Source organism: Pseudoalteromonas sp. 11L1, assembly GCF_055397545.1.
In genome coordinates, this window is the sequence record NZ_AP041141.1 from 2,393,921 (window position 1) to 2,418,769 (window position 24,849).

Below are 24,849 nucleotides of genomic sequence, written 5' to 3' on the forward strand. Positions count from 1 at the left end.
AAATTAGTCTAATAAAGCGATGCATTCTTTAAGCGCAGTAATAAATTGGTCTACATCTTTAGTTGTATTATAAAATGCAAAACTCGCTCTGAGTGAGCCATTTAGTTTCAAATGGGTCATCAACGGTTGGGTACAATGATGACCACTTCGCACTGCAACACCATAGCCGTCAAGTAAAGTTGCCAGATCGTACGGATGTTCATTTTTATAATTAAAGCACAATGTACCAATGTTCGATTTTAGGTCGCTATAAATACTAATACCGTCTATTTGATTCAGTGCGTTCGCTGCATAAATAAACAACTGTTGTTCATATTGTTTTAATGTTTGCTGATCAAGTGCCATTAAATACTCAAGCGCCGCACCAAAGCCTAAAACACCGGCTATATTTGGCGTCCCTGCTTCAAATTTAGCGGGAGCGTCACGATAAGTGCTTTGCGTTAGGGTCACTTTTTCAATCATTTCACCACCTGTTTGGTAAGGTGATAATGCATTAAGTGCGCTGTAGCGGCCATATAAACCGCCTAATCCGGTTGGCCCCAACATTTTGTGAGCTGAAAACACGTAAAAATCACAATCAAGCTTTGTTAAATTAGGTCTTAAATGCAAAGCGCTTTGTGCGCCGTCGACTAAAGTTAACGCATCTACTGCCTTTGCAGCGGTTATCAGCGGAGTTAAATCGGTAATATTGCCCAGCGCATTTGAGGCTTGTGTAATAGCTAGAAGCGCAGGCTTTGTGAGTTTAATCACGTCACAGCACTGGTTAATATCAAAGGTGGCATCGTCATTGAGTGGCAGCACTTTTAACGTTGCACCAGTGTATGCCGCGAGTTCTTGCCATGGCACAATATTCGCGTGATGCTCGATTGGGCTAATTAAGATGGTGTCGTTAGTTGTTAATGTATTTCTTAGGCCATGTGCAACTAAGTTAATCGCCTCAGTAGCACCTTTAGTCCAGACAATTTCATTACCGCTTACCTGAAAATAATCAGCAACGCGTTGACGTACTAGCTCATAAGCCGTTGTAGCTTGCTCACTAAGGGTGTGACGGCCGCGATGAACATTTGCATTCTGATGGGTGTAAAACTTGTTAGTAGCGTCAATCACGCATTGTGGCTTTTGCGTTGTTGCAGCCGAGTCTAAATAAACCAAAGGGTAGCCATTGATTGTCTGATTTAGAGTAGGGAAATCATTACGGATTGTTTTAGGATCAAACAAGGACACAGACATAGGCTCATAAAGTTAATCAATTCGGGCAGGAATTGTAATCGGTTTAAGATAATTCTCAAGTAACATGTAATAAAAAAGGCCGCAATAGCGGCCTTTTAAAGCTAACTTTACAGCTTAGCGCTTGTCAGTTGCTTTGTAATCACGGGCTGTTTCACCTGTGTAAAGCTGACGTGGGCGGCTGATCTTGTGGCCAGGTTGAGAAAGCATCTCATCCCAGTGTGAGATCCAACCTACAGTACGTGCCATTGCAAAAATTACAGTGAACATACTTGTAGGAATACCAATCGCTTTTAAGATAATACCTGAGTAAAAATCTACGTTAGGGTAAAGCTTCTTCTCAACAAAGTACGGGTCTTCAAGTGCAATTTGCTCAAGCTTCATTGCGATATCAAGCAATGGATCTTGAATGTTTAGCTCTTCTAACACTTCATGACACGTTTGACGCATTACTGTTGCACGTGGATCGAAGTTTTTGTAAACACGGTGTCCAAAGCCCATAAGACGGAACGGGTCCGCTTTATCTTTTGCTTTTGCTACGTATTCGTCAATGCGATCAACTGAGCCAATTTCTTCTAACATGTTTAAACATGCTTCGTTAGCACCGCCGTGAGCAGGGCCCCAAAGTGATGCAATACCAGCAGCAATACATGCATAAGGGTTAGCACCAGAAGAACCTGCTAAACGTACTGTTGACGTTGAAGCATTTTGTTCGTGGTCAGCATGAAGCATGAAGATTTTATCCATTGCTTTAGCTGTTACTGGGTTTACTTTGTATTCTTCAGCAGGCACAGAGAACATCATGTGTAAGAAGTTTTCTGCATAGCTTAAATCATTGCGTGGGTATACAAACGGTTGACCGATGTTTGTTTTGTATGCCATTGCTGCAATTGTTGGTAACTTAGCAACTAATTTAATAGCGCTTGTTTTACGTTGAACTGCGTCTGTGATATCAAGATCTTCATGGTAAAAAGAAGATAAAGCACCAACCACACCACAAAGCATTGCCATTGGGTGAGCATCAAAGCGGAAACCTTGGAAGAAGTTTGCTATTTTCTCATCTAGCATGGTGCTACGAGTGATTTTTGTAGCAAAATCATCGTACTGCTCTTTAGTTGGTAACTCACCATTTAATAGTAAGTAACATAACTCAATGTAGTTAGAGCTTTCTGCTAACTGCTCGATTGGGTAACCACGGTGTAGTAAAACACCTTTACCACCATCGATGTAAGTGATGGTAGATTCACAAGAACCAGTCGACATGAAACCTGGATCATAAGTAAAGTGACCATGTGAGCCGAGTGTACGTACATCAATTACATCTTGGCCAGCAGTACCTTGATAAATTGGAAGTTCGATTGGATCTAGCCCATCAATATGGACTGTGGCTTTCTTATCTGCCATCTATGTATCTCCTATTAAGATAACTATTCTGATTTTTATATTCTAAAATCTATTCTAAGCACATCTTTACATTTTAACGTGAAAGAGGGGGTTAAAGTCAATTTTTATAAGTATTATGCATATATGTATAATAAATATTCGGTATAGATTGAATATTATACCATTGGCTAATTCGCAAACGACTCAAAGTAAACAAGAATTGTAAAAGAGCCTCCGGCTATATATACTAACGGAGGTTTTTAACCGATTTGTATTTGGGTAAACTTTTTTTTACATAATATTTTTCATAAAAAGTGAACTTTATTAGTATTAATACGTTTATTTTGATAGTTCCACCAGAAACATTTGGTGGGTTTTAGAAAAACAAGTAGATGAGCCCCACTGCGGGCAAGATGGGCAAGTAACTGTGAAAAAGCAAAGACCTGTAAATCTAGATCTAACAACTATATCTATGCCGGCAACGGCTAAAGCTTCAATTTTTCACCGCGTCACCGGTGTTGCATTATTTTTTGCTTTAACGTTTGTCATTTGGGCTTGGTCAGAGTCTCTTTCTTCAGCTGAAGGTTTTGAATTCGTCAAGGGTCTGTTTAACGGATTCATTGCCAAATTTATAGCTTGGGGCACCCTTTCTGTATTGGGTTATCACCTTATCGGTGGTATCCGTCACATCATTATGGATATGGGGCATTGGGAAGAACTTGAATCAGGCAACACTAGCGCTAAAATTGCAATGGCACTTGGCGTTGTGTTTGCTGTATTGGCAGGGGTGTGGATATGGTCTTAAATCAAGCAACTCTTAAACGTGATGGCGTACAAGATTTTGTATCTCTACGCACAACGGCATTAATAATCAGTGCATATGCAATTTTTATTATTGGCTATTTTTTAGCAATGCCAGAAGTCACATATGACGCCTGGACAGGCCTATTCTCTAACCTAGCAATGAAAGGGGCGACATTAATCACCCTAGTTTGCATTATGGTTCATACCCGTATCGGCCTTTGGCAGGTTCTAACCGACTATGTAAAGGGCGCTAAATTGCGTGCTTTCTTAGGCTTTGTACTAAACCTAATGGCTGTTGCTTACGTAGCTGTAGGTTTAATCGTTTTATGGGGTGTTTAAGTGAAATATTCTGTTCGTGAATTTGACGCCGTAGTAATCGGTGCCGGTGGTGCAGGTATGCGCGCTGCTCTTGCTATTACTGAATCTGGCAAAACATGTGCACTAATCTCTAAAGTTTTTCCGACACGCTCACACACTGTATCTGCTCAAGGTGGTATTACAGTAGCGTTAGGTAATTCGCATGAAGATAACTGGGAATGGCATATGTATGATACCGTTAAAGGTTCCGATTTTATCGGTGACCAAGACGCTATCGAATACATGTGTAATACAGGCCCAGAAGCTATTACTGAATTAGAGAACATGGGCTTACCATTTTCTCGTTTTGAAAATGGCCGTGTTTACCAACGTCCTTTCGGTGGTCAATCGAAAAACTTTGGTGGTGAACAAGCTGCACGTACCGCAGCAGCAGCTGACCGTACTGGTCACGCATTATTACACCTTCTTTATCAACAAAACGTTAAAAATAAAACAAATGTATTCTCTGAATGGTATGCACTTGATTTAGTTAAAAACGATAATGGTGATGTAGTAGGCTGTACAGCGATTGAAATTGAAACAGGTGAAATCACTTTCTTCAAATCTAAAGCAGTTGTGTTAGCTACTGGTGGTGCAGGTCGTATTTTTGCATCAACAACTAATGCTCACATCAACACTGGTGACGGTGTTGGTATGGCGACTCGTGCTGGTATTTCTATGCAAGACATGGAAATGTGGCAGTTCCATCCGACAGGTATTGCAGGTGCTGGTACGCTAGTAACCGAAGGTTGTCGTGGTGAAGGTGGTTATCTTTTAAATAAAGATGGCGAACGCTTCATGGAGCGCTATGCACCAAATGCTAAAGATTTAGCATCTCGTGACGTTGTTGCTCGTTCAATGATGACAGAAATTCGTGAAGGTCGTGGTTGTGATGGTCCTTGGGGTCCTCACCTTAAGTTGAAACTTGACCACTTAGGCGAAGAAACGCTTAATTTACGTCTTCCAGGTGTATGCGACCTTGCTAAAACATTTGCTCACGTTGATCCTGCAAAAGAACCAATTCCAGTTATCCCAACATGTCACTACATGATGGGTGGTGTGCCAACTAACGTAAATGGTCAAGTACTTAATATCGATGCCGCTGGTAACGAAAAAGTGGTACAGGGTTTATTTGCTGTTGGTGAGATTGCATGTGTATCTGTTCACGGTGCTAACCGCTTAGGTGGTAACTCATTACTTGATTTAGTTGTATTTGGCCGTGCTGCTGGTAACTTCTTAGGTAAATACCTAAATGACGTTGAAATTTCTAAAGCGGCTTCTGAGTCTGATTTAGAAGCGTCTTTAGCTCGATTTAACCGTTGGGAAAGTTCAACAGTTGGTCAAGGCGAAGACCCAGTACAAATCAAGAAAGACCTACAGCAGTGTATGCAGCTTAACTTCTCGGTATTCCGTGAAGGTGACTCAATGGCAACTGGTCTTACTGAGCTTAAAGAAATTCGTGAACGCTTACAGCATGCACGTCTTGATGATAAATCATCAGACTTCAACACCATGCGTATTGAATGTTTAGAATTAGACAACTTAATGGAAACAGCTTACTCAACTGCAGTAGCTGCAAACTTCCGTACTGAAAGCCGTGGTGCACACTCTCGCTTTGACTTCCCAGATCGTGATGACGAAAACTGGTTATGTCACTCAGTATTTAATCCGGTAACGGATGAAATGAGCAAGCGTAAAGTAAACTACGAGCCCAAGCTACGTGAAGCATTCCCACCTAAAGCACGTACCTACTAGGAGCGAGACGATGGCACAAGTACAATTTTCAGTTTATCGTTACAATCCGGATGTTGACAACGCACCTCGTATGCAAGAATACACTTTGCAAACTGAGGAAGGCCAAGACATGATGGTATTGGATGCACTTTTATTATTAAAAGAGCAAGATCCTACACTATCATTCCGTCGTTCATGCCGTGAAGGCGTGTGTGGTTCAGACGGTGTAAACATGAATGGTAAGAACGGCTTAGCATGTATTACTCCTTTATCTACGCTACAAAAAAATGGCAAAGGTAAAATCGTAGTACGTCCATTACCGGGACTTCCTGTTGTTCGTGACCTTGTTATTGACATGAGTCAGTTCTACACTCAATACGAAAAAGTAAAACCGTATCTAATAAATGACGAGCCTGCTGCAGGCGAACGTCTTCAATCTATCGAAGAACGTGATAAATTAGATGGGCTTTATGAGTGTATTTTATGTGCATGTTGTTCTACATCGTGTCCTTCTTTCTGGTGGAATCCAGATAAGTTTATAGGTCCAGCAGGCCTTCTTCATGCTTACCGTTTCTTAGCTGATAGCCGAGATACTGCAACAGAAGAGCGTTTAGCTGACTTAGACGATGCATTCAGTGTGTTCCGTTGCCACAGTATCATGAACTGTGTTAGCGTTTGTCCTAAGGGTCTTAACCCTACTAAAGCAATTGGGCAAATAAAATCTATGTTATTAAACCGCTCGGTTTAATTTCAAGTAGACGAAAGATGGCTAATATTTATTAGCCATCTTGTTATATAACTATTAATTTCTGCGCTAAAAAAAAGGGCTTATAAATGCACGAAGGTGTGATGAAGGCATGGCTAGAATCTTCACATTTAAACGGCGGTAACGTTGCTTATGTTGAAGAGCTTTATGAAGCGTATTTAGACGATGCGACTTCGGTGCCAGAAGAATGGCGAGAAGTGTTCGAACAATTACCAAAAGTAGATGGTGTGGATGTTGAAGTAAAACATTCAGAAGTTCGTTCACAATTTGCGGCGCTTGCTAAAAACAAGCATAGAGAAGTAGTGGTAGCAGAGGGCAGTGGCGGTGACCTTAAACAGGTTAAAGTTCTGCAACTTATTAATGCTTTCCGTTTTCGTGGACACCAAAATGCAAACCTAGATCCACTAGGTATTTGGCAACGCGAACGTGTACGAGATTTAGAGCTAGAGTACCACGACTTATCAAATGCTGACTTTGACCGCGAATTTAACGTAGGATCGTTTGCCGTAGGCCGCGATACTATGCCTTTAGGTGAGTTATACCAAGCACTAAAAACTACATATTGTGGTTCTATTGGCGCAGAGTATATGCACATCACATCAACAGAAGAAAAACGTTGGTTACAACAGCGTTTAGAGTCTGTTCAGTCTAGGCCACAATTCGATAAAAATGAAAAGCTACGCATCCTTAAAGGATTGACAGCGGCTGATGGTCTTGAAAAATATTTAGGGGCTAAGTTCCCGGGTGCTAAGCGTTTCTCACTTGAAGGTGGCGATGCGTTAGTTCCTATGCTTAAAGAGCTTATACACCGCGCGGGTGAAAGTGGCCAAAAAGAAGCCGTAATCGGCATGGCTCACCGCGGACGCTTGAACGTACTTGTGAATGTACTTGGTAAAAATCCATCAGAATTATTTGATGAATTTGCTGGTAAACACAAAGATACTTTAAGCTCTGGTGATGTTAAGTATCACATGGGTTACTCTTCAGATTTCGCGACCAAAGGTGGCAATGTGCACATGGCACTTGCGTTTAACCCATCGCACTTAGAAATCGTAAATCCTGTGGTTATGGGGTCTGTGCGCGCACGCCTTGATCGTCTAAACGACAAAACGGGCAGCAAAGCACTTCCTATTACTATTCACGGCGACTCTGCAATCGCAGGTCAGGGTGTAGTACAAGAAACGTTTAACTTATCACAAACTAATGCATTTAGTTGTGGTGGTAGCATTCGTATTGTTGTTAATAACCAAGTTGGTTTTACAACAAGCAAGCAAGACGATGTACGCTCTACTGATTACTGTACTGATATTGCAAAAATGGTTCAATCACCAATCTTCCATGTAAACTCTGATGATCCTGAAGCGGTTGCGTTTGTTACGCAATTAGCGCTTGATTTCAGAAACCAGTTTAAACGTGATGTTGTGATTGACCTTGTTTGTTATCGTCGTCATGGTCATAACGAAGCTGATGAGCCTAATGCTACACAGCCTGTTATGTATCAAAAAATTAAAAAACACCCAGTTCCTCGCTTAATCTATGCAGATCAGTTAATTTCGGAAGGTTCTTTCACAGAAAACGAAGTGAAAGCACTTGCTGATGATTATCGTAATGGCTTAGATGATGGCAACTGCGTAGTTGAAGAAATTCAACCAGAAACGTCACATTCTTCTGATTGGGCTAAATACGTTGGTCATGATTGGAATGTTGACTACGACGCGAGCGTTTCTGTAGAGAAACTCAAAGAGCTCGGTAACATTGTCGCAAGCTACCCTGAAGATCACAAAGCGCAATCTCGTGTTAAGAAAATATACGATGATCGTAAAGCTATGGCAGCTGGTGAAAAAGCACTTGATTGGGGTATGGCAGAAACTTTAGCGTATGCAACTATTGCAGCTGAGGGCACTGACATTCGCCTAACAGGTCAAGACTCTGGCCGTGGTACCTTCTTCCATCGCCATGCTGTTGTTCACGGTCAACAAGACGGTGCAACATACTTACCACTACAAAACATTAGTGAAGATCAAGGTACGTTTGAAGTATTTGATTCGGTGCTATCTGAAGAAGCGGTATTAGCGTTTGAATATGGTTATGCAACAGCAGAGCCGACCTCACTTGTTTTATGGGAAGCGCAATTTGGTGATTTCGCCAATGGTGCACAAGTTGTTTTTGACCAATTCTTAAGTTCAGGTGAGCAAAAGTGGGGTCGTTTATGTGGCCTGACATGTTTGCTACCACATGGTTATGAAGGCCAAGGCCCTGAGCATAGCTCTGCACGTCTTGAGCGCTTTTTACAGCTGTGTGCTGATCATAATATGCAAGTATGTGTACCATCTACACCGGCACAAGTTTATGCAATGCTTCGTCGTCAATCGGTTAGACCTCTTCGTCGCCCATTGATTGTTATGACGCCAAAATCATTGCTTCGTCACCCATTAGCTACATCATCGCTTGAAGAACTATCAGAGGGCGTATTCCACAATGTGATCGATGAAATTGATGATATTGATGCTAAGAAAGTAGAACGTGTTGTATTTTGTAGTGGTAAAGTTTACTACGAATTATTGCAAGAACGTCGTAAACTTGAGCAAGACAACATTGCTATTGTTCGTGTTGAACAGCTATACCCGTTCCCACATGACGAAATGAAGACGATTATTGAGCGTTATCAGCATGTTACTGATTTTGTATGGTGTCAGGAAGAGCCGCAAAACCAAGGTGCTTGGTATTGTTCTCAACATCACTTTATTGATGCAATTCCACAAGATGCAAAATTAAAATATGCTGGTCGTAAAGCTTCAGCATCACCTGCATGTGGTTATATGTCAGTACATACTAAAGAACAACAAGCGCTCGTTGCCGACGCGCTTACTATAGAAAAGAAAGGATAAGCAATGAGCACAGAGATTAAAGTTCCTGTTCTTCCTGAGTCGGTTGCAGATGCTTCCGTTGCTACATGGCATGTAAGTGTTGGCGACAAAGTAAGCCGTGACCAAAACTTAGTAGATATTGAAACAGACAAAGTGGTTTTAGAAGTGGTTGCACAAAACGATGGTGTAATCACTGAAATTTCACAAGAAGAGGGTGCTACGGTACTTGGTGACCAAGTGATCGGTTTAATTGGCGATGCAGATGAAGCACCGGCAACTAAAGAGTCAAAAGAAGATGACTCAGCATCAGATAAATCAGAAGACGCGCCTGCGGCGCAATCAGCACCAGCATCAGAAGGTAAAGAAGTGGATATTAAAGTACCTGTACTTCCAGAATCAGTTGCAGATGCAACAATTGCTACTTGGCATGTTCAACCAGGTGACGCGGTAACACGTGACCAAAACTTGGTAGATATCGAAACAGATAAAGTTGTACTTGAAGTTGTTGCCCAAGAAGACGGCGTTATGGGTGAAATAATCCATGACGAAGGCGATACCGTTCTTGGTGAGCAAGTAATTGGTAAGGTAAAAGCAGGCGCTGCACCAGCTAAATCTGAAGCTAAAGCGAATGCACCAGCAGCCAAAGAAGAAAGCTCAAGCGATAGTTCAGATGTGCTAACGCCATCAGTTCGTCGTTTAATTGCTGAGAAAGGCCTTGATGCTTCAAAAATCAAAGGTTCAGGTAAAAATGGCCGTGTGACTAAAGAAGATGTTGATCAATTCTTAAAAGCACCTGCTCCAGCAGCAAAAGCAGAAGCAGCACCAGCAGCACCAATGGGTGACCGTACTCAAAAACGTGTGCCTATGACACGTTTACGTAAAACCATTGCTAATCGTCTTCTTGAAGCGAAAAACTCAACTGCAATGTTAACCACGTTTAACGAAGTTAATATGAAGCCAATAATGGATCTTCGTAAGCAGTACCAAGAAGTATTTGAAAAGCGTCACGGTATCCGTTTAGGTTTCATGTCTTTCTATGTGAAAGCGGTAACTGAAGCGTTAAAGCGTTTCCCAGATGTAAATGCATCAATTGATGGCGATGATATTGTTTATCACAACTATTTCGACATCAGTATTGCTGTTTCTACGCCACGTGGCTTAGTAACGCCAGTACTTAAAGATTGTGACAAATTATCAGTTGCAGAAATCGAAAAAGGTATTCGTGAACTAGCTCTTAAAGGTCGTGATGGCAAGCTAACACTTGACGACATGACTGGCGGTAATTTCACTATTACTAACGGTGGTGTATTCGGCTCATTACTATCAACACCAATCATTAACTTACCGCAGTCTTCAATCTTAGGTATGCACAAAATCCAAGATCGTCCAATGGCTGTTAATGGTAAAGTTGAAATCTTACCTATGATGTATTTAGCGTTATCTTACGATCATCGCCAAATCGATGGTAAAGAATCAGTTGGTTTCTTAGTAACAATTAAAGAGTTACTTGAAGATCCAACACGTTTACTGCTAGATGTTTAATTAAGTAGTATGAAATATAAGCTGTGAGTTAAAATCACAGCTTTTTTTTTGCGCCTAAGGTCATACTGGGGTTTTCATGTAGCGCCATGAGATCTATACTAGGCACGCAATTTGGGATAGTTGTTTATTTGCATAAATATTCAGCTCTTTTAATATAAAAAATTGGATAAAGCATCATGAATTTGCATGAGTATCAGGCAAAACAACTTTTTGCCGAATATGGTTTACCAGTTTCTCAAGGTTTCGCTTGCGATACACCTGAAGAAGCTGCAGCAGCTGCTGAAAAAATTGGCGGCGATATGTGGGTTGTTAAAACTCAGGTTCACGCAGGTGGACGTGGTAAAGCTGGCGGTGTAAAGCTAGTTAAAACTATCGACGAAGTTAAAGCGTTTGCAGCTAACTGGTTAGGTAAAAACCTAGTTACTTACCAAACAGACGAGAAAGGCCAGCCAGTTGCTAAAATTTTAGTAGAAAGCTGTACAGATATCGCAAACGAACTGTACCTAGGTGCTGTTGTTGACCGTGCTTCTCGTAAAGTTGTGTTCATGGCGTCTACTGAAGGCGGCGTTGAAATTGAAACAGTTGCTGAAGAAACACCAGAACTTATCCACAAAGCTGAGATTGATCCTTTAGTAGGTCCTCAAGCTTACCAAGCTCGTGAGCTTGGTTTTAAATTGGGTCTTAACCCAACACAAATGAAACAGTTCGTTAAGATCTTTATGGGTCTTGGCAACATGTTCAACGATTTCGATTTCGCATTACTTGAAATCAACCCACTAGTAATCACAGATGAAGGTAACCTTCACTGTCTAGACGGTAAAATTGGTATCGATGGTAATGCACTTTACCGTCAACCTAAAATCCGTGAAATGCACGATCCATCTCAAGAAGATGCACGTGAAGCTCACGCAGCAAGCTTCGAGCTTAACTACGTAGCCCTAGATGGTAACGTAGGTTGTATGGTTAACGGTGCAGGCCTAGCAATGGGTACTATGGACATCGTAAACCTACACGGTGGCAAGCCAGCTAACTTCCTAGATGTTGGTGGCGGCGCGACTAAAGAACGTGTTTCTGAAGCATTCAAAATCATCCTTTCAGATGACAACGTTAAAGCTGTTTTAGTTAACATCTTCGGCGGAATCGTTCGTTGTGACATGATTGCTGAAGGCATCATTGGCGCAGTTAAAGAAGTAGGTGTAACAGTTCCAGTAGTTGTACGTTTAGAAGGTACTAATGCTGAATTAGGCCGTGAAGTACTTGCTAAGTCTGATCTTAACATCATCGCTGCTGAATCATTAACAGACGCGGCTGAAAAAGTTGTTGCTGCTGCGGAGGGCAAATAATGTCTGTATTAATCAATAAAGATACAAAAGTTATCTGTCAAGGTTTCACTGGTGGTCAAGGTACTTTCCACTCAGAGCAAGCGCTTGAGTACGGTACACAAATGGTTGGTGGTGTAAGCCCAGGTAAAGGCGGTCAAACGCACCTTGGTCTTCCAGTATTTAACACAGTACGTGACGCTGTAGAAGCAACAGGTGCAACTGCATCTGTGATTTACGTACCAGCACCTTTCTGTAAAGATGCAATCTTAGAAGCTATCGATGCAGGTATCGAGCTGATTGTTTGTATCACTGAAGGTATTCCTACACTTGATATGGTTGACGTTAAAGTTAAACTAGATCAAACAGGTACTCGTATGATTGGTCCAAACTGTCCAGGTGTTATCACTCCTGGTGAGACTAAGATTGGTATCATGCCTGGTCACATCCACAAGCCTGGTAAAGTAGGTATTGTTTCTCGCTCTGGTACTTTAACGTACGAAGCAGTTAAGCAAACTACAGATGCTGGTTTTGGTCAGTCTTCTTGTGTTGGTATTGGTGGTGATCCAATTCCAGGTACTAACTTTATCGACGTTCTAGAATTGTTCGAAAAAGATCCACAAACTGAAGCAATCGTAATGATTGGTGAAATTGGTGGTACTGCAGAAGAAGAAGCTGCAGAGTACATCAAAGCTAACGTTACTAAACCTGTTGTTTCTTACATTGCTGGTGTTACTGCACCAGAAGGTAAGCGTATGGGTCACGCTGGCGCAATCATCGCTGGTGGTAAAGGTACTGCTGATGAGAAATTTGCTGCATTAGAAGCTGCGGGCGTAAAAACTGTACGTTCACTTGCTGATATCGGTAAAGCACTTAAAGAAAAAACAGGCTGGTAATCAGCGTTTATTCTTTAAAAAAGGCTCGCAATTGCGAGCCTTTTTATTATCTAGAGTTCAGATACCTAATTAACCACAGTTCAGTTTAATTAATATGGGTAACTTATATGCTGAAAAAAGCGTACTGATAAGTCTTGGCGTTGCTTATTAATTGCTAACTCATCGCATAATCCATGAATAGTTTTTTCTACTTGGTTCATAAAGCGACCATAGCCAATTTCATGTTTATTATGCTCAGCTGCCACAATGACAAAATTCAGTGTTTCGACTAATTTATCGGCTTCAAAGAATACTTTTATTTGTGGTGCTGAATCTTCTATATCAAAACTAATTTTTTGTAGCTCTTCATTTCCTTCATTTCTATCAACTTGGCTGTTGCGAATTATTGGCATTGCGCCATTGGCAACCATTGCAGCATGGGTGAGTTTATTGTCTTCACATAATTGGGTAAATAGTTTTGAAAAGTGTGAGTAGAACGGCTGATAAGTTTGGCTGTTAACCTCGCTCTGAAACTGCGTTTTAATATTACGTGTTACCGGTACCGAGAAGGTGACATAGGTCATCTCTGCGTGTGTGCTTGGTATCTCGCATTGTCTTGATTGATAACGAGGATATAAACTTCTTAATTTATAACCATAACTTTCTTTATTGCCTTTTTCTTTAGCGAATAAATCATAGGTCAAATGCTGATGATCACGCAATTTAAAGCTTGGTTGCTCTACAAATAATTGCTGTTGTAAAAGATCCAATACTTTTTGTACATTATTATGAAATTGGGCGGAGTGAGCGCGAATATCATCCCCAGTGGCTAAAAACAGTAAGCGAATCTTTTTGCTTTGCTGATCTTCGGTGTAATGAAGTTTATGTGCTTCATGGTAACGAGGGTTATAGAAAAACAACATTTGCTTATCGGTTTCAAGTTGATAAGACTCATCATGAAATCGCACGACCGGCAGTTTATCATTGGCGAGTAAATGCACATTGTGAAGTTCATATTCATCACAAGCGGCAAATAGTTGGCGAGCAATACGCTGATAACACGCATTAATATTACTAAAGCTCTTATAAAACTCATCGTTTGGCGTGATTTCAGCTAATAAATAATGGTTTGCTCTAGCATTGCTTGGGATATAAACACGGTGTTGATTTAATGAAGCCATCTTTCGTTCCTGTAAGTTGGGTTTATTTTTATACTATAGAATGCTTTGATGACTTAAATATTGCGCTAAAACAAATTTTGTTCATAAACTATCCCTTATTAAACAAACTTTGTTAATTACCAGCATAAACCCGTATCTATTACTGTATGTTACGCTTGGTTTTTGTAATAATGCATTAGTTTTGTTATCACGCAATATACAGAGGTTTATACTCCTATGGCGGAAATCGAGAATCGCCCAAGTAACTTTATTAGAACCCGAATTGATGAAGATTTAGCAAGTGGAAAACATGCCACAACGCATACCCGTTTTCCACCAGAACCAAATGGCTTTTTACATATTGGCCATGCAAAATCAATTTGCCTAAATTTTGGTATCGCCAAAGACTATAACGGTTTATGTAACCTTCGTTTTGACGATACAAACCCAGAAAAAGAAGATATTAACTACGTTAATTCAATTAAAGAAGACGTACAGTGGTTAGGGTTTAATTGGGATGGTGAGATTAAATATTCGTCAAACTATTTTGATGTGCTTTACGGCTATGCAGTTGAGTTAATTGAAAAAGGTTTAGCGTATGTGTGTTTTTTAACTGCCGATCAAGCGCGTGAATACCGTGGCACATTAAAAGAGCCAGGTAAGAATAGCCCTTATCGCGATACCTCGGTTGAAGAAAACCTCGCATTATTTGAAAAGATGCGCAATGGTGAATTCAAAGAGGGCGAATGTGTACTGCGCGCAAAAATTGATATGGCAAGCTCATTTATGGTGCTACGCGATCCAATTATTTACCGTGTTCGTTTTGCACATCATCACCAAACTGCGGATAAGTGGTGCATTTACCCAATGTACGACTTCACGCATTGTATTTCTGATGCCCTTGAAGGCATAACACATTCATTATGTACATTAGAGTTCCAAGATAACCGTCGTCTTTACGACTGGGTTCTTGATAATATCAGCCTTGAATGCCATCCACAGCAAATTGAATTTTCACGGTTAAACCTTGAATACACAATTATGTCAAAGCGTAAGCTTAATGACTTAGTGGTAAATAACAAGGTAGAAGGGTGGGATGACCCGCGTATGCCAACGATTGCGGGTCTTCGTCGTCGAGGTTATACACCGGCTTCAATTCGTGAGTTTTGTTTACGTATTGGTATTACTAAACAAGAAAATATGGTTGAAATGGGTATGCTTGAAGCGTGTATCCGTGATGATTTAAACGAAAATGCACCGCGTGCGATGGCTGTACTTGATCCGGTTAAAATCGTGATTGAGAATTATCAAGCCGACACTGTTGAAACATTGTCAGTTGCTAATCACCCAAATAAAGAAGAAATGGGTCGTCGTGATGTGCCTTTTACCCGTGAAATTTTTATTGAACGTGAAGATTTCCGCGAAGAAGCAAACAATAAATTTAAACGTTTAGTACTTGATAAAGAAGTACGTTTACGTGGCGCTTATGTAATTAAAGCCGAGCGTGTTGAAAAAGACGATAACGGTGAAATTACCACTATTTACTGTACTTACGATCCTGAAACATTGGGTAAAAACCCAAGCGATGGGCGTAAAGTAAAAGGGGTGATTCATTGGGTATCTGCACCAGAGTCGGTAACAGCAGAAGTGCGTTTATATGACCGTCTGTTTAGTGTGCCTAACCCTGCAGCAGCAGAAGATTTTGAAAGCACATTAAACCCAGAGTCATTAGTTGTTATTAATAATGCAAAACTAGAACCTTCATTGGCAAATTCACAGCCTGCGCAAGGTTTTCAGTTTGAGCGTACTGGTTATTTCTCACGTGATACTAAATCAGAGAATGTGGTATTTAACCAAACTGTGGGTCTGCGCGACTCATGGGCTAAAATAGATCAGAAGTAATCCTGTTCTATTTTAGACACAAAAAAACCTGCTTTTAGCAGGTTTTTTTATGCAATTAATAAAAATTAACTGTTGTTTTGTGCAAACGCCTTACATGCGTCTTTATCTTCACACTCACCGTATAGGTAAAGAGAGTGGTTAGTTAGCTTAATACCGTTTTCTTCAGCAATCTCGAGTTGACGACGCTCAATCAAGTCATCTTCAAACTCAACAACCTTACCACACTTTAAACACACTAAGTGGTCATGGTGAGTACTGCCCGAAAGTTCAAATACAGACTTGCCACCTTCAAAATGATGACGGCTAACAATACCTGCATCATCAAATTGGTTTAAAACACGGTAAACAGTCGCAAGACCAATTTCTTCGCCTAGATCTAATAAAACCTTGTAAACATCTTCAGCGCTTATGTGTTGGTTATCTGGAGATTGAAGAATCTCTAAAATTTTAATACGCGGTAAAGTTACCTTTAGCCCGGCTTTTTTAAGTTCCAAGTTATGATCAGTCATTAAATCTGTCTCAATTTTATTTAGTTATACTAGACATCTTGCAAGATGTACTCGTCACAATAATAGTTAGGATAACGTGCCTTAGCAGGAAGTGCAAAGAACAATTGATCTATATCAATATTAAGGCGGAAAATGCTAACTGTTTGATAATATTTTAAACAGTTAGCATAATAAGGGGGGATTAATCTGCTAACTCACTTAAGCACATTTCATCATATACTTGAGCACACCATTGTTTAACGCGTTGCTCGGTTAGTTCAGGCTGACGGTCTTCATCAATACCTAAGCCTACAAAATGCTTGTCATCAGCCATGCCTTTTGATGCTTCAAAATCATAGCTGTCTGTTGGCCAATGTCCAACAACAATAGCTCCACGCTCTGTTACGATATCGTTGATCATACCCATTGCATCTAAGAAGTATTCTGCATAGTCTTCTTGATCGCCACAGCCAAAAATAGCCACTAGTTTGCCTTCAAAGCTTACTTCTTCAAGCTCAGGAAAAAAGTCATCCCAATCACACTGCGCTTCGCCATAGTACCAAGTTGGAATACCGAATAAGATCAGATCAAATTCAGCAATCTCTTCTTTAGAGCTTTTTGCAATGTCATGCACAGCAACGAGCTTTTTACCCAATTCTTTTTGGATCATTTTTGCTACGTGTTCTGTGTTACCTGTGTCACTTCCGAAAAAAATGCCTACACTTGCCATGGATTTAAACCTTTTATCTATCAATAGCCAATCTTTCTTGTAAAATTGTTTCGATCAACGCACTACGGCTAATATTTTGTGCATCTGCCATATCACTCAAAGCCTGATACAACTGTGACGAAACTTTAAATTCAACACGCTTTAAACCACGTGCTTTATCTCTTTTTATTTGATTACGTTTATTGACCTTTAACTGCATATCCCGTGGAAGGGGATTGGTTTTCGGTCTACCTGGACGTTTCTCGTATTCAAATAAATCAAGCGTTGTTCTATCTGTTTCTGACTTGGCCATGCTTAACCTACACCCGCACCTTGCCAAAATACCTGAATAAGTCCTTTGGCAATAAAGCCAGAGCAACCTAAAAAAAGTACCAGCCACACAATATAACGACCAAATTTAGGCACATTGCCGCTTTTCAGTACATCTTTAATTGCCAAGCCGATAAAAATAAAAATACCTGCTAAGCCAAAATACAACCCTAAGGTATCAAATTCGTTAATAAACTGACTGACCATCGACGTATAACCTTTAAATTAAACGGCGCGTACTATAGCACATAAATCTTTAATTATTTAGTGTGATAAATCAAAAACACGCCACAAAAATAACTTTAAATTGCCATTAAAAAATCATTGATTGCTTTGTTTACAGCCTGTGGTTTTTGGGCGTGCAACCAATGACCCGCACCATGAATGATTTTTGCACTTACATTTTTAAACAGCGCATTAATTGCTTCACGATGCTCAGCTAATATGTAGTCAGAGTCATTACCTTTAATAAACAGAGTTTCGCATAAACAAGAATTATTTGCATTAATGTTGTCGGTAATTGTTGAATATTTATTATCAAGTACTGATAAATTGAATCGCCAAACAAGTTTCCCTGCATCATTTTTATATAAACTCTTTAGTAAAAATTGACGTACACCTAACTCTTCTATATACGGTTGCATTACTAAATCAGCTTGCTTTCTATCATTAATATCGGCATTTTTCACTGCATTTAATGCCTCAATGATTTGGATATGACGAGCCGGGTAGCTAACTGGGGCGATATCAAGTACCACTAATTTATCGACCAAGTCGCTATGGTTTAATGCAACTTGCATAGCCACTTTACCGCCCATGGAATGCCCTACAAGGTGCGCTTTTTGTATTTTTAATTTCGCCATTAATTCCACAATGTCATTGGCCATGGCTAGGTAATCCATTTCATCACTGTGTGGGGAAAGGCCGTGGTTACGTAAATCGACATTGGTTACGCAAAAGTGTTCACTTAATGGCTTTGCAATCACATTAAGGTTTTCTAAAGAGCCAAACAGTCCATGGATCAAAACAACATCAGGACCTTGACCAATTTGTTTGTAATTTAATTGCATAAACGTCTCCCATAATTTTGCGCATAGTTTGCCGAGCATTAACTAAAAAAGCAAAAAATACAGATATTATTTAAACGCTGGATGCAAAGATACCTAGCTTACTGATTATTTGATCGTTATTAATTATATGTTTAGGGTAGCGTGGGTTGTAACTCGCATTTCTAACTGGATTGGGTATATACCCAAACCATCTCAATATGCAGAATTCAGCGTTTCACAGGGGCTTAATATCAAGGCGTTAGTTTGCAACAATGGTGATCCCTTTTAAAAATTAACAACGATGAGAGTAAGTTCCTGTGAAACACCCAGAGGGTTGGTTTAAAAGCGATTTATACTGCGTTATTGGTTTTAGCAATAGAACGACTATTGTTTGCAATCAATGCCTTGCCTAAATCGCTTTTAATTCCAACTGAAACTCGCATCTTGAGGTGATTTGGGTATAATCATATCGAAAGAAAAATGTGGCCCGTAATGACAGGAAGAACATGAAACAAATCGACATAGACGACGAGTTATATCAGTACATTGCTAGCAATACCCAGAGTATTGGTGAAAGTGCATCGACTATTTTACGTCGTTTATTAAATCTCAGCGGCGAAAAAATTCACACCACAAAATCAGACACTGATCATAAAAATGAAACCGTTAGTGTGTCTAATTCATCTGAAGAACAACAAGTCGCAGCCGTTGAACAGCCAGCCTCTGTGGCGAAAGTGCCAGTAAATAAAAAGAATGCAAACGTATTTAATATTTTAAATAAAGAAGAACTGGCAATGCAAAAAGGTGTTGTTGGTCGTTTCTTATTTATATTGAGTGCATTTTACCGAACGCACAAAACTGACTTTTCAGCAGTGCTTGATATAAAAGGCCGCGATCGTGTTTATTTTGCGACCAGTAAAGAAGACTTAGTGAATAGCGGTAGTAGTATGAACCCTAAAAACATCACCGATAGTGAATATTGGGTGATGACAAATTCAAATACTACACGTAAAAAAATGATGCTGCATGAAGTTGCACTTAGCTTGGGCTATAGCAATGAGCAAGCTGAAAAAATTCGTGATTATCTTTAAGGAAATACCATGGCAATTCATTCCGGCGCAGGGAAAACTGCACCACAATCGGTTTTAGTGAATGTACCAAAGTTAGTGTCTGCGTATTATTTAAATGAGCCTGATCTAGAGCAAAACCCTGAGCATTGTGTTGCCTTTGGCACCTCAGGGCACCGTGGTTGTGCATATGATGTGAAATTTAATGAATCACACATATTATCAATCACCCAAGCTATTTGTGATTACAGAAAGCAAAACGATATATTTGGCCCATTATTTTTGGGTAAAGACACCCACGCATTAAGCGAAGCGGCCTTTAACTCAGCAATAGAAGTACTCGTTGCTAACGAAGTGCAAGTGATCACCCAAGAAAATGGCGACTTCACACCAACACCAGTAATTAGCCACGCTATTGTTAGTTATAATAAAAATCACCCAAATGAATTGGCCGATGGCATTGTCGTTACTCCGTCTCATAATCCTCCTGAAGATGGCGGGTTCAAATATAATCCACCCAATGGCGGTCCTGCAGATACAGATGTAACAAAATGGATTGAAGATAGAGCCAACCAGCTTTTAATGGAAGACTTAGTTGAAGTAGAACTGTTTCCATTTGCTAAAGCGTCGCGTTCTGGTTTTATCCGCTATGAAGATTTAATGACACCGTACATTAATGATCTTGAAAATATTGTTAACTTAAAAGCGATTAGTGATGCTGGTATTAAAGTAGGTATTGATCCATTAGGTGGTTCAGGCATCAACTTTTGGCCAGTGATTGCGAAAAAATACAATCTAGATTTAACCGTTGTAAATGACAGTGTTGATCCGCGTTTTGCATTTATGCCACTTGATAAAGATGGGAAAATTCGTATGGATTGCTCATCACCTTATTCAATGGCGAATTTAATTGCCCTTAAAGATGATTTTGATCTATCGATAGGCAATGACCCTGATTATGACCGTCATGGCATAGTAACACCTGATGGATTAATGAATCCAAATCACTTTTTAGCAGTAGCCATTGATTATTTACTAACGCATCGTGACTGGGATGCCGGTGTTGAAATTGGTAAAACCCTCGTTTCTAGCTCAATGATTGATAAAGTCACTGAGCGTAATAACCGTAAAGTTAAAGAAGTGCCGGTTGGTTTTAAATGGTTTGTTGAGGGGTTAAATAAAGGTAAATTGGCTTTTGGTGGTGAAGAAAGTGCTGGTGCTGCTTTTTTACGTTTTGATGGCAGCGTTTGGTGTACAGACAAAGATGGCTTTATCATGGGGCTTCTTGCCGCTGAAATTCTTGCAGTTACAGGTAAAACACCGTCTGCGTTATATAAAGAGCTAGAACAAGAGTTTGGTGCGCCACTTTATAAACGTTTAGATGCGCCGGCAACGCCTGAGCAAAAATCACGATTAAAAGCGCTCAGTGCAAATGACGTAAAAGCAGATACCTTAGCGGGTGAAGCCATTTTACAAAAACTTACTCATGCGCCAGGTAATAATGCGGCAATTGGTGGTTTAAAAGTAGTAACTGAAAGTGGCTGGTTTGCTGCTCGTCCGTCAGGTACTGAAGATATTTATAAAATATATCTAGAATCATTTAAAGGCGAAGAGCACTTAGCCTTATTAGAAAAAGAAGCTAAAAAACTGGTTGATTCAGTAATTAGCTAATCTGCAATTAAAATTAAAAACGGCTGATTTATTCAGCCGTTTTTGTATCTACAATTTATAAAACAAAAAGGGCTTTATAGTGATGTCAGCCACTTCAGAATATATTAATCAATTAAAACAAGATGGTGATTTTTTAACGCTTTCTCGAAACCATGAATGGCATTTGGATGCAGGCCAATTTACCCTTAGTAATAATACGCAAGTAACCGTGCATGATACCGGTGTAATTGAATTTGAGCCTGATTGTATAACGTCAAAGAATGTGGTGCTTTCAAGTGCCATTCATGGCAATGAGACAGCCCCTATAGAAATTTGCGATGAACTGATTAAACACATTATTAGTGGAAAACTTGAATTACAACAACGGGTTTTATTTATTTTTGGTAACCCTAAGTCAATTAATATTGGTAAACGCTTTGTAGAAGAGAACTTAAATCGCTTATTTAATGGGCACCACACTGTTGATGGCATCGCGATGAACGACGAACGTGTTCGTGCAGCAAAACTTGAACATTACGTTAGCGATTTTTATGCACGCTCAGAGCAGGGCACGTATCGCTGTCATTATGATTTACATACCGCTATTCGTGGTTCTAAAAATGAGAAGTTTGCTGTTTACCCATTTTTACATGGCAAGCCGTGGAAAAAGTCGCAACTGCAGTTTTTATTGAGTTGCGGAGTAAATACGGTATTAATGATGAAATCACCGGCTACCACGTTTAGCTACTATTCATCGTTTGTGCATGGGGCTGATTCGTTTACCGTTGAGCTTGGCCAAGTAAAACCCTTTGGTGAAAACGACATGTCACGCTTTGCAAAAACCAAGCAAACACTAACTGCATTAATTAGTCAAAAAGAAGTTGAATACCCTAAATTTAATGCAAGTGACTTTGAGTTGTTTTCTGTTCATCGCACAATTAACCGCACAGAGCAAGACTTTAGCTTCCCGTTTTCTGATGATGCCGAGAACTTTACAGGCTTTGCAAAGGGTGAGCTTTTAGCAACTGATGGTGATAATGCAATTTATGCGGACGTAGAAGGGGAAGCGATTATTTTTCCTAACGCACAAGTTGCTATTGGACAACGTGCACTATTAACGGTTGTGCCTATGCAGGTGGATAGTCGTTTTAGCTAATTCAACACATCAGACCACTTGTTATGAAAGTTTAACCAACTGATTAATAAGTGGTTAATTATATGTATAGTTAACTTGCCAGTTTTTTGCTCAATATTTACTTTTGTTTGGTCACAGTTTTGTTGAATAACACTTTACGTTAACGTAAAGTGTTGGCAGCTTTAATTAAATACAGTGCAGATGTTGCAAAGTTTATTCAGCAACAATCACCCATAATAATAATTTAAAGGGGCACTGTGATACCGACAACAAGAGAAGGTAGGTTATGAGTAATCCCAATAACGTATCGCTGAATATTAACCATGAGCTTGAGTTTATCGACGGTCACGCGCTTAATATTCCAACCCTTAGTATTTTAACTGAGGACGGCGACATTCATCCTAGTGCTCCTGCACCTGACATTTCTAAACAAACCGCTATTAAATTATACGAAACCATGCGTTTTATTCGTTTATTGGATGAACGTATGCAGGGTGCTCAACGCCAAGGCCGTGTTAGCTTTTACATGCAGTGTTTAGGTGAAGAAGCGGCGGTAACAGCCTCTGCGGCAGCCCTTGATCAAGATGATATGATTATGGCGCAATACCGTGAGCAAGCGGCGTTGCACTACCGTGGTTTTACGCTTGACCAATTTATGAATCAGATGTTTTCTAATGAGTTAGATCTTGGTAAAGGCCGTCAAATGCCGATCCATTACGGTTCTAAAGCACTTAACTACATGACAATTTCATCGCCATTAGGAACTCAAATCCCACAGGCCACCGGTTATGCATACGGTCAAAAAGTAAAACATATCGATGCTAAAACAGGTGAACTAGCAAGCACTATTGATAACGTCACCATTTGTTACTTTGGTGAAGGTGCCGCTTCAGAAGGTGATTTCCACGCAGGTCTTAACATGGCTGCAGTGCACAAGGCACCGGTTATCTTTTTTGCACGTAACAATGGTTATGCTATTTCTACCCCAGCTGATGAACAATTTAAAGGTGATGGTATTGCATCGCGTGGCGTAGGGTATGGTATTAAAACCATACGTGTTGATGGCAGCGATGCACTCGCTGTTTATGCAGCAACTAAAAAAGCCCGAGAAATTGCAGCAACCCAAGGTGAACCTGTACTTATTGAATCGATAGCTTATCGTTTAGGCGCGCACTCAACGTCAGATGATCCTAGTGGCTACCGTTCAAAAGATGAAGAAGCAAACTATAAAGCGTGCCCAATAGAGCGCTTTAGAAAATGGCTAGTAAAACAAAACTGGTTAGATGACGCAGAAGATATAAAAGCGAAAGAAACAATTCGTGATGATATTTTGGCGGCACTTAAACGCGCTGAAGTAATTGATAAACCAGCCTTAGAAGAGCTGATTTCTGATGTGTACGATACGCCAATTCCATCTTTACAACGCCAATATGATGAGCTTAAAACACATATAAAAGCCCATCATGATGCCTATCCAACAACAGCAGGGAGAATTAAGTAATGGCTAAAATGAACATGCTACATGCAATTAATTCTGCTTTAGATATCACTATGAATGAGCACCCTCAAGCGTGTATTTTTGGTGAAGACGTTGGTTATTTTGGCGGTGTTTTTAGAGCAACATCAGGCTTACAAGAAAAATACGGTAAGCACCGAGTATTCAACACGCCGCTTACAGAGCAAGGCATTTTAGGTTTTGCTAACGGATTGGCCGCATTTGGTGCACCAGCGCTTGCTGAGATTCAATTTGCTGATTACATCTTTCCTGCGTTTGATCAAATTGTGAATGAATCTGCTAAGTTTCGTTACCGTAGCGGTAATGAATTTAACGTGGGTAATCTAACAATACGAACACCATACGGCGGCGGTATTGCTGGTGGTTTGTATCACTCGCAATCACCAGAAGCATATTTTGCTCATACGCCAGGGTTAAAAATTGTCGTGCCGCGTAATCCTTATCAAGCTAAAGGCTTACTTCGCGCATGTATTAAAGACGATAACCCAGTGCTATTTTTTGAGCCAAAACGCTTATATCGTGCATCTACGGGTGAAGTGCCAGAAGAAGATTACAGCATTGAACTAGGCAAAGCCGAAGTGGTTCAAGAGGGCACTGACGTTACTTTATTGGCGTGGGGGGCACAAATGGAAATTGTAGAAGCAGCTGCTAAACAAGCCAGCGAACAAGGTATAAGCTGTGAGGTAATTGACCTTCGCAGTATTCTACCATGGGATGTTGAAACGATTGCTAAGTCAGTGACAAAAACAGGCCGTCTTATTGTTAGTCATGAAGCACCTATTACCAATGGTTTTGGCGCTGAAATTGCGGCAACTATCGCTCAAGAGTGTTTCTTACATTTAGAGTCGCCTATTTTACGTGTCTGTGGTTTAGATACACCATATCCGCTGGCGCTTGAAAAAGAATATGTTCCAGATGCATTGAAAGTAATGGCCGCAATTAAACAATCAGTGAACTTTTAGGGGTTTC

Annotated in this window: 22 protein-coding genes; 14 read left to right on the top strand and 8 right to left on the bottom strand. The window is 40.2% G+C overall.

Annotated elements, in window-relative coordinates:
- Positions 1-3: 3 nt before the first annotated feature.
- Both ACZ5WS_RS11265 and ACZ5WS_RS11270 read right to left on the bottom strand, forming a co-directional pair.
- A complete protein-coding gene (locus ACZ5WS_RS11265; RefSeq protein WP_464708666.1) occupies positions 4-1,230 on the bottom strand; it encodes an aminotransferase class V-fold PLP-dependent enzyme in 1,227 nt (408 codons plus the stop codon).
- 114 nt (positions 1,231-1,344) lie between these two features.
- On the bottom strand, positions 1,345-2,631 hold the full coding sequence (locus ACZ5WS_RS11270) for a citrate synthase (protein ID WP_138606097.1): 1,287 nt from the start codon (positions 2,629-2,631) through the stop codon (positions 1,345-1,347).
- 406 nt (positions 2,632-3,037) lie between these two features.
- On the opposite strand from ACZ5WS_RS11270, the gene sdhC reads away from it, so the two are divergent.
- The 8 genes from sdhC (at position 3,038) to sucD (ending at position 12,895) form a co-directional block, all read left to right on the top strand.
- Positions 3,038-3,415, top strand: a complete 378-nt coding sequence (gene sdhC, locus ACZ5WS_RS11275; RefSeq protein ID WP_010390126.1) for a succinate dehydrogenase, cytochrome b556 subunit — start codon at positions 3,038-3,040, stop codon at positions 3,413-3,415.
- Positions 3,406-3,753, top strand: coding sequence for a succinate dehydrogenase, hydrophobic membrane anchor protein (gene sdhD, locus ACZ5WS_RS11280; RefSeq protein WP_055012091.1), 348 nt, complete (start codon positions 3,406-3,408; stop codon positions 3,751-3,753). The genes sdhC and sdhD overlap by 10 nt, the downstream gene beginning before the upstream one ends.
- Positions 3,754-5,526, top strand: a complete 1,773-nt coding sequence (gene sdhA, locus ACZ5WS_RS11285) for a succinate dehydrogenase flavoprotein subunit (protein WP_008112088.1) — start codon at positions 3,754-3,756, stop codon at positions 5,524-5,526. It begins immediately after the preceding gene.
- Positions 5,527-5,536: 10 nt separating this feature from the next.
- Complete coding sequence (locus ACZ5WS_RS11290) at positions 5,537-6,253, top strand: succinate dehydrogenase iron-sulfur subunit (RefSeq protein ID WP_010390121.1); 717 nt, start codon at positions 5,537-5,539, stop codon at positions 6,251-6,253.
- An 86-nt stretch (positions 6,254-6,339) separates the two neighbouring features.
- The gene (gene sucA, locus ACZ5WS_RS11295; protein WP_054200999.1) at positions 6,340-9,159 is read left to right on the top strand and encodes a 2-oxoglutarate dehydrogenase E1 component; all 2,820 of its coding nucleotides are present in this window, start codon (positions 6,340-6,342) and stop codon (positions 9,157-9,159) included.
- Positions 9,160-9,162: 3 nt separating this feature from the next.
- Positions 9,163-10,680 carry a 2-oxoglutarate dehydrogenase complex dihydrolipoyllysine-residue succinyltransferase gene (odhB, locus tag ACZ5WS_RS11300; protein ID WP_138606101.1) on the top strand — a complete coding sequence of 506 codons (1,518 nt, stop codon included), beginning with the start codon at positions 9,163-9,165 and terminating at the stop codon, positions 10,678-10,680.
- Between the two features lie 176 nt (positions 10,681-10,856).
- Complete coding sequence (gene sucC, locus ACZ5WS_RS11305; protein WP_008464053.1) at positions 10,857-12,023, top strand: ADP-forming succinate--CoA ligase subunit beta; 1,167 nt, start codon at positions 10,857-10,859, stop codon at positions 12,021-12,023.
- Positions 12,023-12,895: a succinate--CoA ligase subunit alpha gene (gene sucD, locus ACZ5WS_RS11310; protein WP_010390118.1), complete on the top strand. Its 873-nt coding sequence runs from the start codon at positions 12,023-12,025 to the stop codon at positions 12,893-12,895. The genes sucC and sucD overlap by 1 nt, the downstream gene beginning before the upstream one ends.
- 89 nt (positions 12,896-12,984) lie before the next feature.
- Here sucD and ACZ5WS_RS11315 read toward each other — a convergent pair whose 3' ends face one another.
- On the bottom strand, positions 12,985-14,055 hold the full coding sequence (locus ACZ5WS_RS11315; RefSeq protein ID WP_464708667.1) for a DUF3083 family protein: 1,071 nt from the start codon (positions 14,053-14,055) through the stop codon (positions 12,985-12,987).
- Between the two features lie 216 nt (positions 14,056-14,271).
- Between ACZ5WS_RS11315 and glnS the strand changes: the two genes are divergently transcribed.
- Entirely contained in the window at positions 14,272-15,936 is a 1,665-nt protein-coding gene (gene glnS, locus ACZ5WS_RS11320; RefSeq protein WP_464708668.1) for a glutamine--tRNA ligase, read from the top strand.
- 65 nt (positions 15,937-16,001) lie between these two features.
- Here the strand turns inward: glnS and fur are convergent, their stop codons facing one another.
- The 5 genes from fur to ACZ5WS_RS11345 form a co-directional block, all read right to left on the bottom strand.
- On the bottom strand, positions 16,002-16,445 hold the full coding sequence (fur, locus tag ACZ5WS_RS11325; RefSeq protein WP_010390113.1) for a ferric iron uptake transcriptional regulator: 444 nt from the start codon (positions 16,443-16,445) through the stop codon (positions 16,002-16,004).
- A gap of 181 nt (positions 16,446-16,626) precedes the next feature.
- Entirely contained in the window at positions 16,627-17,154 is a 528-nt protein-coding gene (gene fldA, locus ACZ5WS_RS11330) for a flavodoxin FldA (RefSeq protein ID WP_008113772.1), read from the bottom strand.
- A 13-nt stretch (positions 17,155-17,167) separates the two neighbouring features.
- Complete coding sequence (gene ybfE, locus ACZ5WS_RS11335) at positions 17,168-17,446, bottom strand: LexA regulated protein (protein WP_008113775.1); 279 nt, start codon at positions 17,444-17,446, stop codon at positions 17,168-17,170.
- A gap of 2 nt (positions 17,447-17,448) precedes the next feature.
- Complete coding sequence (locus ACZ5WS_RS11340) at positions 17,449-17,670, bottom strand: DUF2788 domain-containing protein (RefSeq protein WP_008113777.1); 222 nt, start codon at positions 17,668-17,670, stop codon at positions 17,449-17,451.
- Positions 17,671-17,765: 95 nt separating this feature from the next.
- The gene (locus ACZ5WS_RS11345; protein WP_198523218.1) at positions 17,766-18,533 is read right to left on the bottom strand and encodes an alpha/beta fold hydrolase; all 768 of its coding nucleotides are present in this window, start codon (positions 18,531-18,533) and stop codon (positions 17,766-17,768) included.
- A gap of 485 nt (positions 18,534-19,018) precedes the next feature.
- Here ACZ5WS_RS11345 and seqA point away from each other — a divergent pair, with 485 nt between their 5' ends.
- The 5 genes from seqA to ACZ5WS_RS11370 all read left to right on the top strand — a co-directional run bounded on the left by seqA (position 19,019) and on the right by ACZ5WS_RS11370 (position 24,842).
- Entirely contained in the window at positions 19,019-19,603 is a 585-nt protein-coding gene (gene seqA, locus ACZ5WS_RS11350) for a replication initiation negative regulator SeqA (RefSeq protein ID WP_464708669.1), read from the top strand.
- 9 nt (positions 19,604-19,612) lie between these two features.
- Positions 19,613-21,250 carry a phosphoglucomutase (alpha-D-glucose-1,6-bisphosphate-dependent) gene (gene pgm, locus ACZ5WS_RS11355; RefSeq protein WP_464708670.1) on the top strand — a complete coding sequence of 546 codons (1,638 nt, stop codon included), beginning with the start codon at positions 19,613-19,615 and terminating at the stop codon, positions 21,248-21,250.
- A gap of 82 nt (positions 21,251-21,332) precedes the next feature.
- Positions 21,333-22,385: a succinylglutamate desuccinylase gene (astE, locus tag ACZ5WS_RS11360; protein WP_464708671.1), complete on the top strand. Its 1,053-nt coding sequence runs from the start codon at positions 21,333-21,335 to the stop codon at positions 22,383-22,385.
- A 265-nt stretch (positions 22,386-22,650) separates the two neighbouring features.
- Positions 22,651-23,865, top strand: coding sequence for a thiamine pyrophosphate-dependent dehydrogenase E1 component subunit alpha (locus ACZ5WS_RS11365; RefSeq protein ID WP_464708672.1), 1,215 nt, complete (start codon positions 22,651-22,653; stop codon positions 23,863-23,865).
- Positions 23,865-24,842, top strand: coding sequence for an alpha-ketoacid dehydrogenase subunit beta (locus ACZ5WS_RS11370; protein ID WP_010390106.1), 978 nt, complete (start codon positions 23,865-23,867; stop codon positions 24,840-24,842). The genes ACZ5WS_RS11365 and ACZ5WS_RS11370 overlap by 1 nt, the downstream gene beginning before the upstream one ends.
- Positions 24,843-24,849 lie beyond the last annotated feature (7 nt).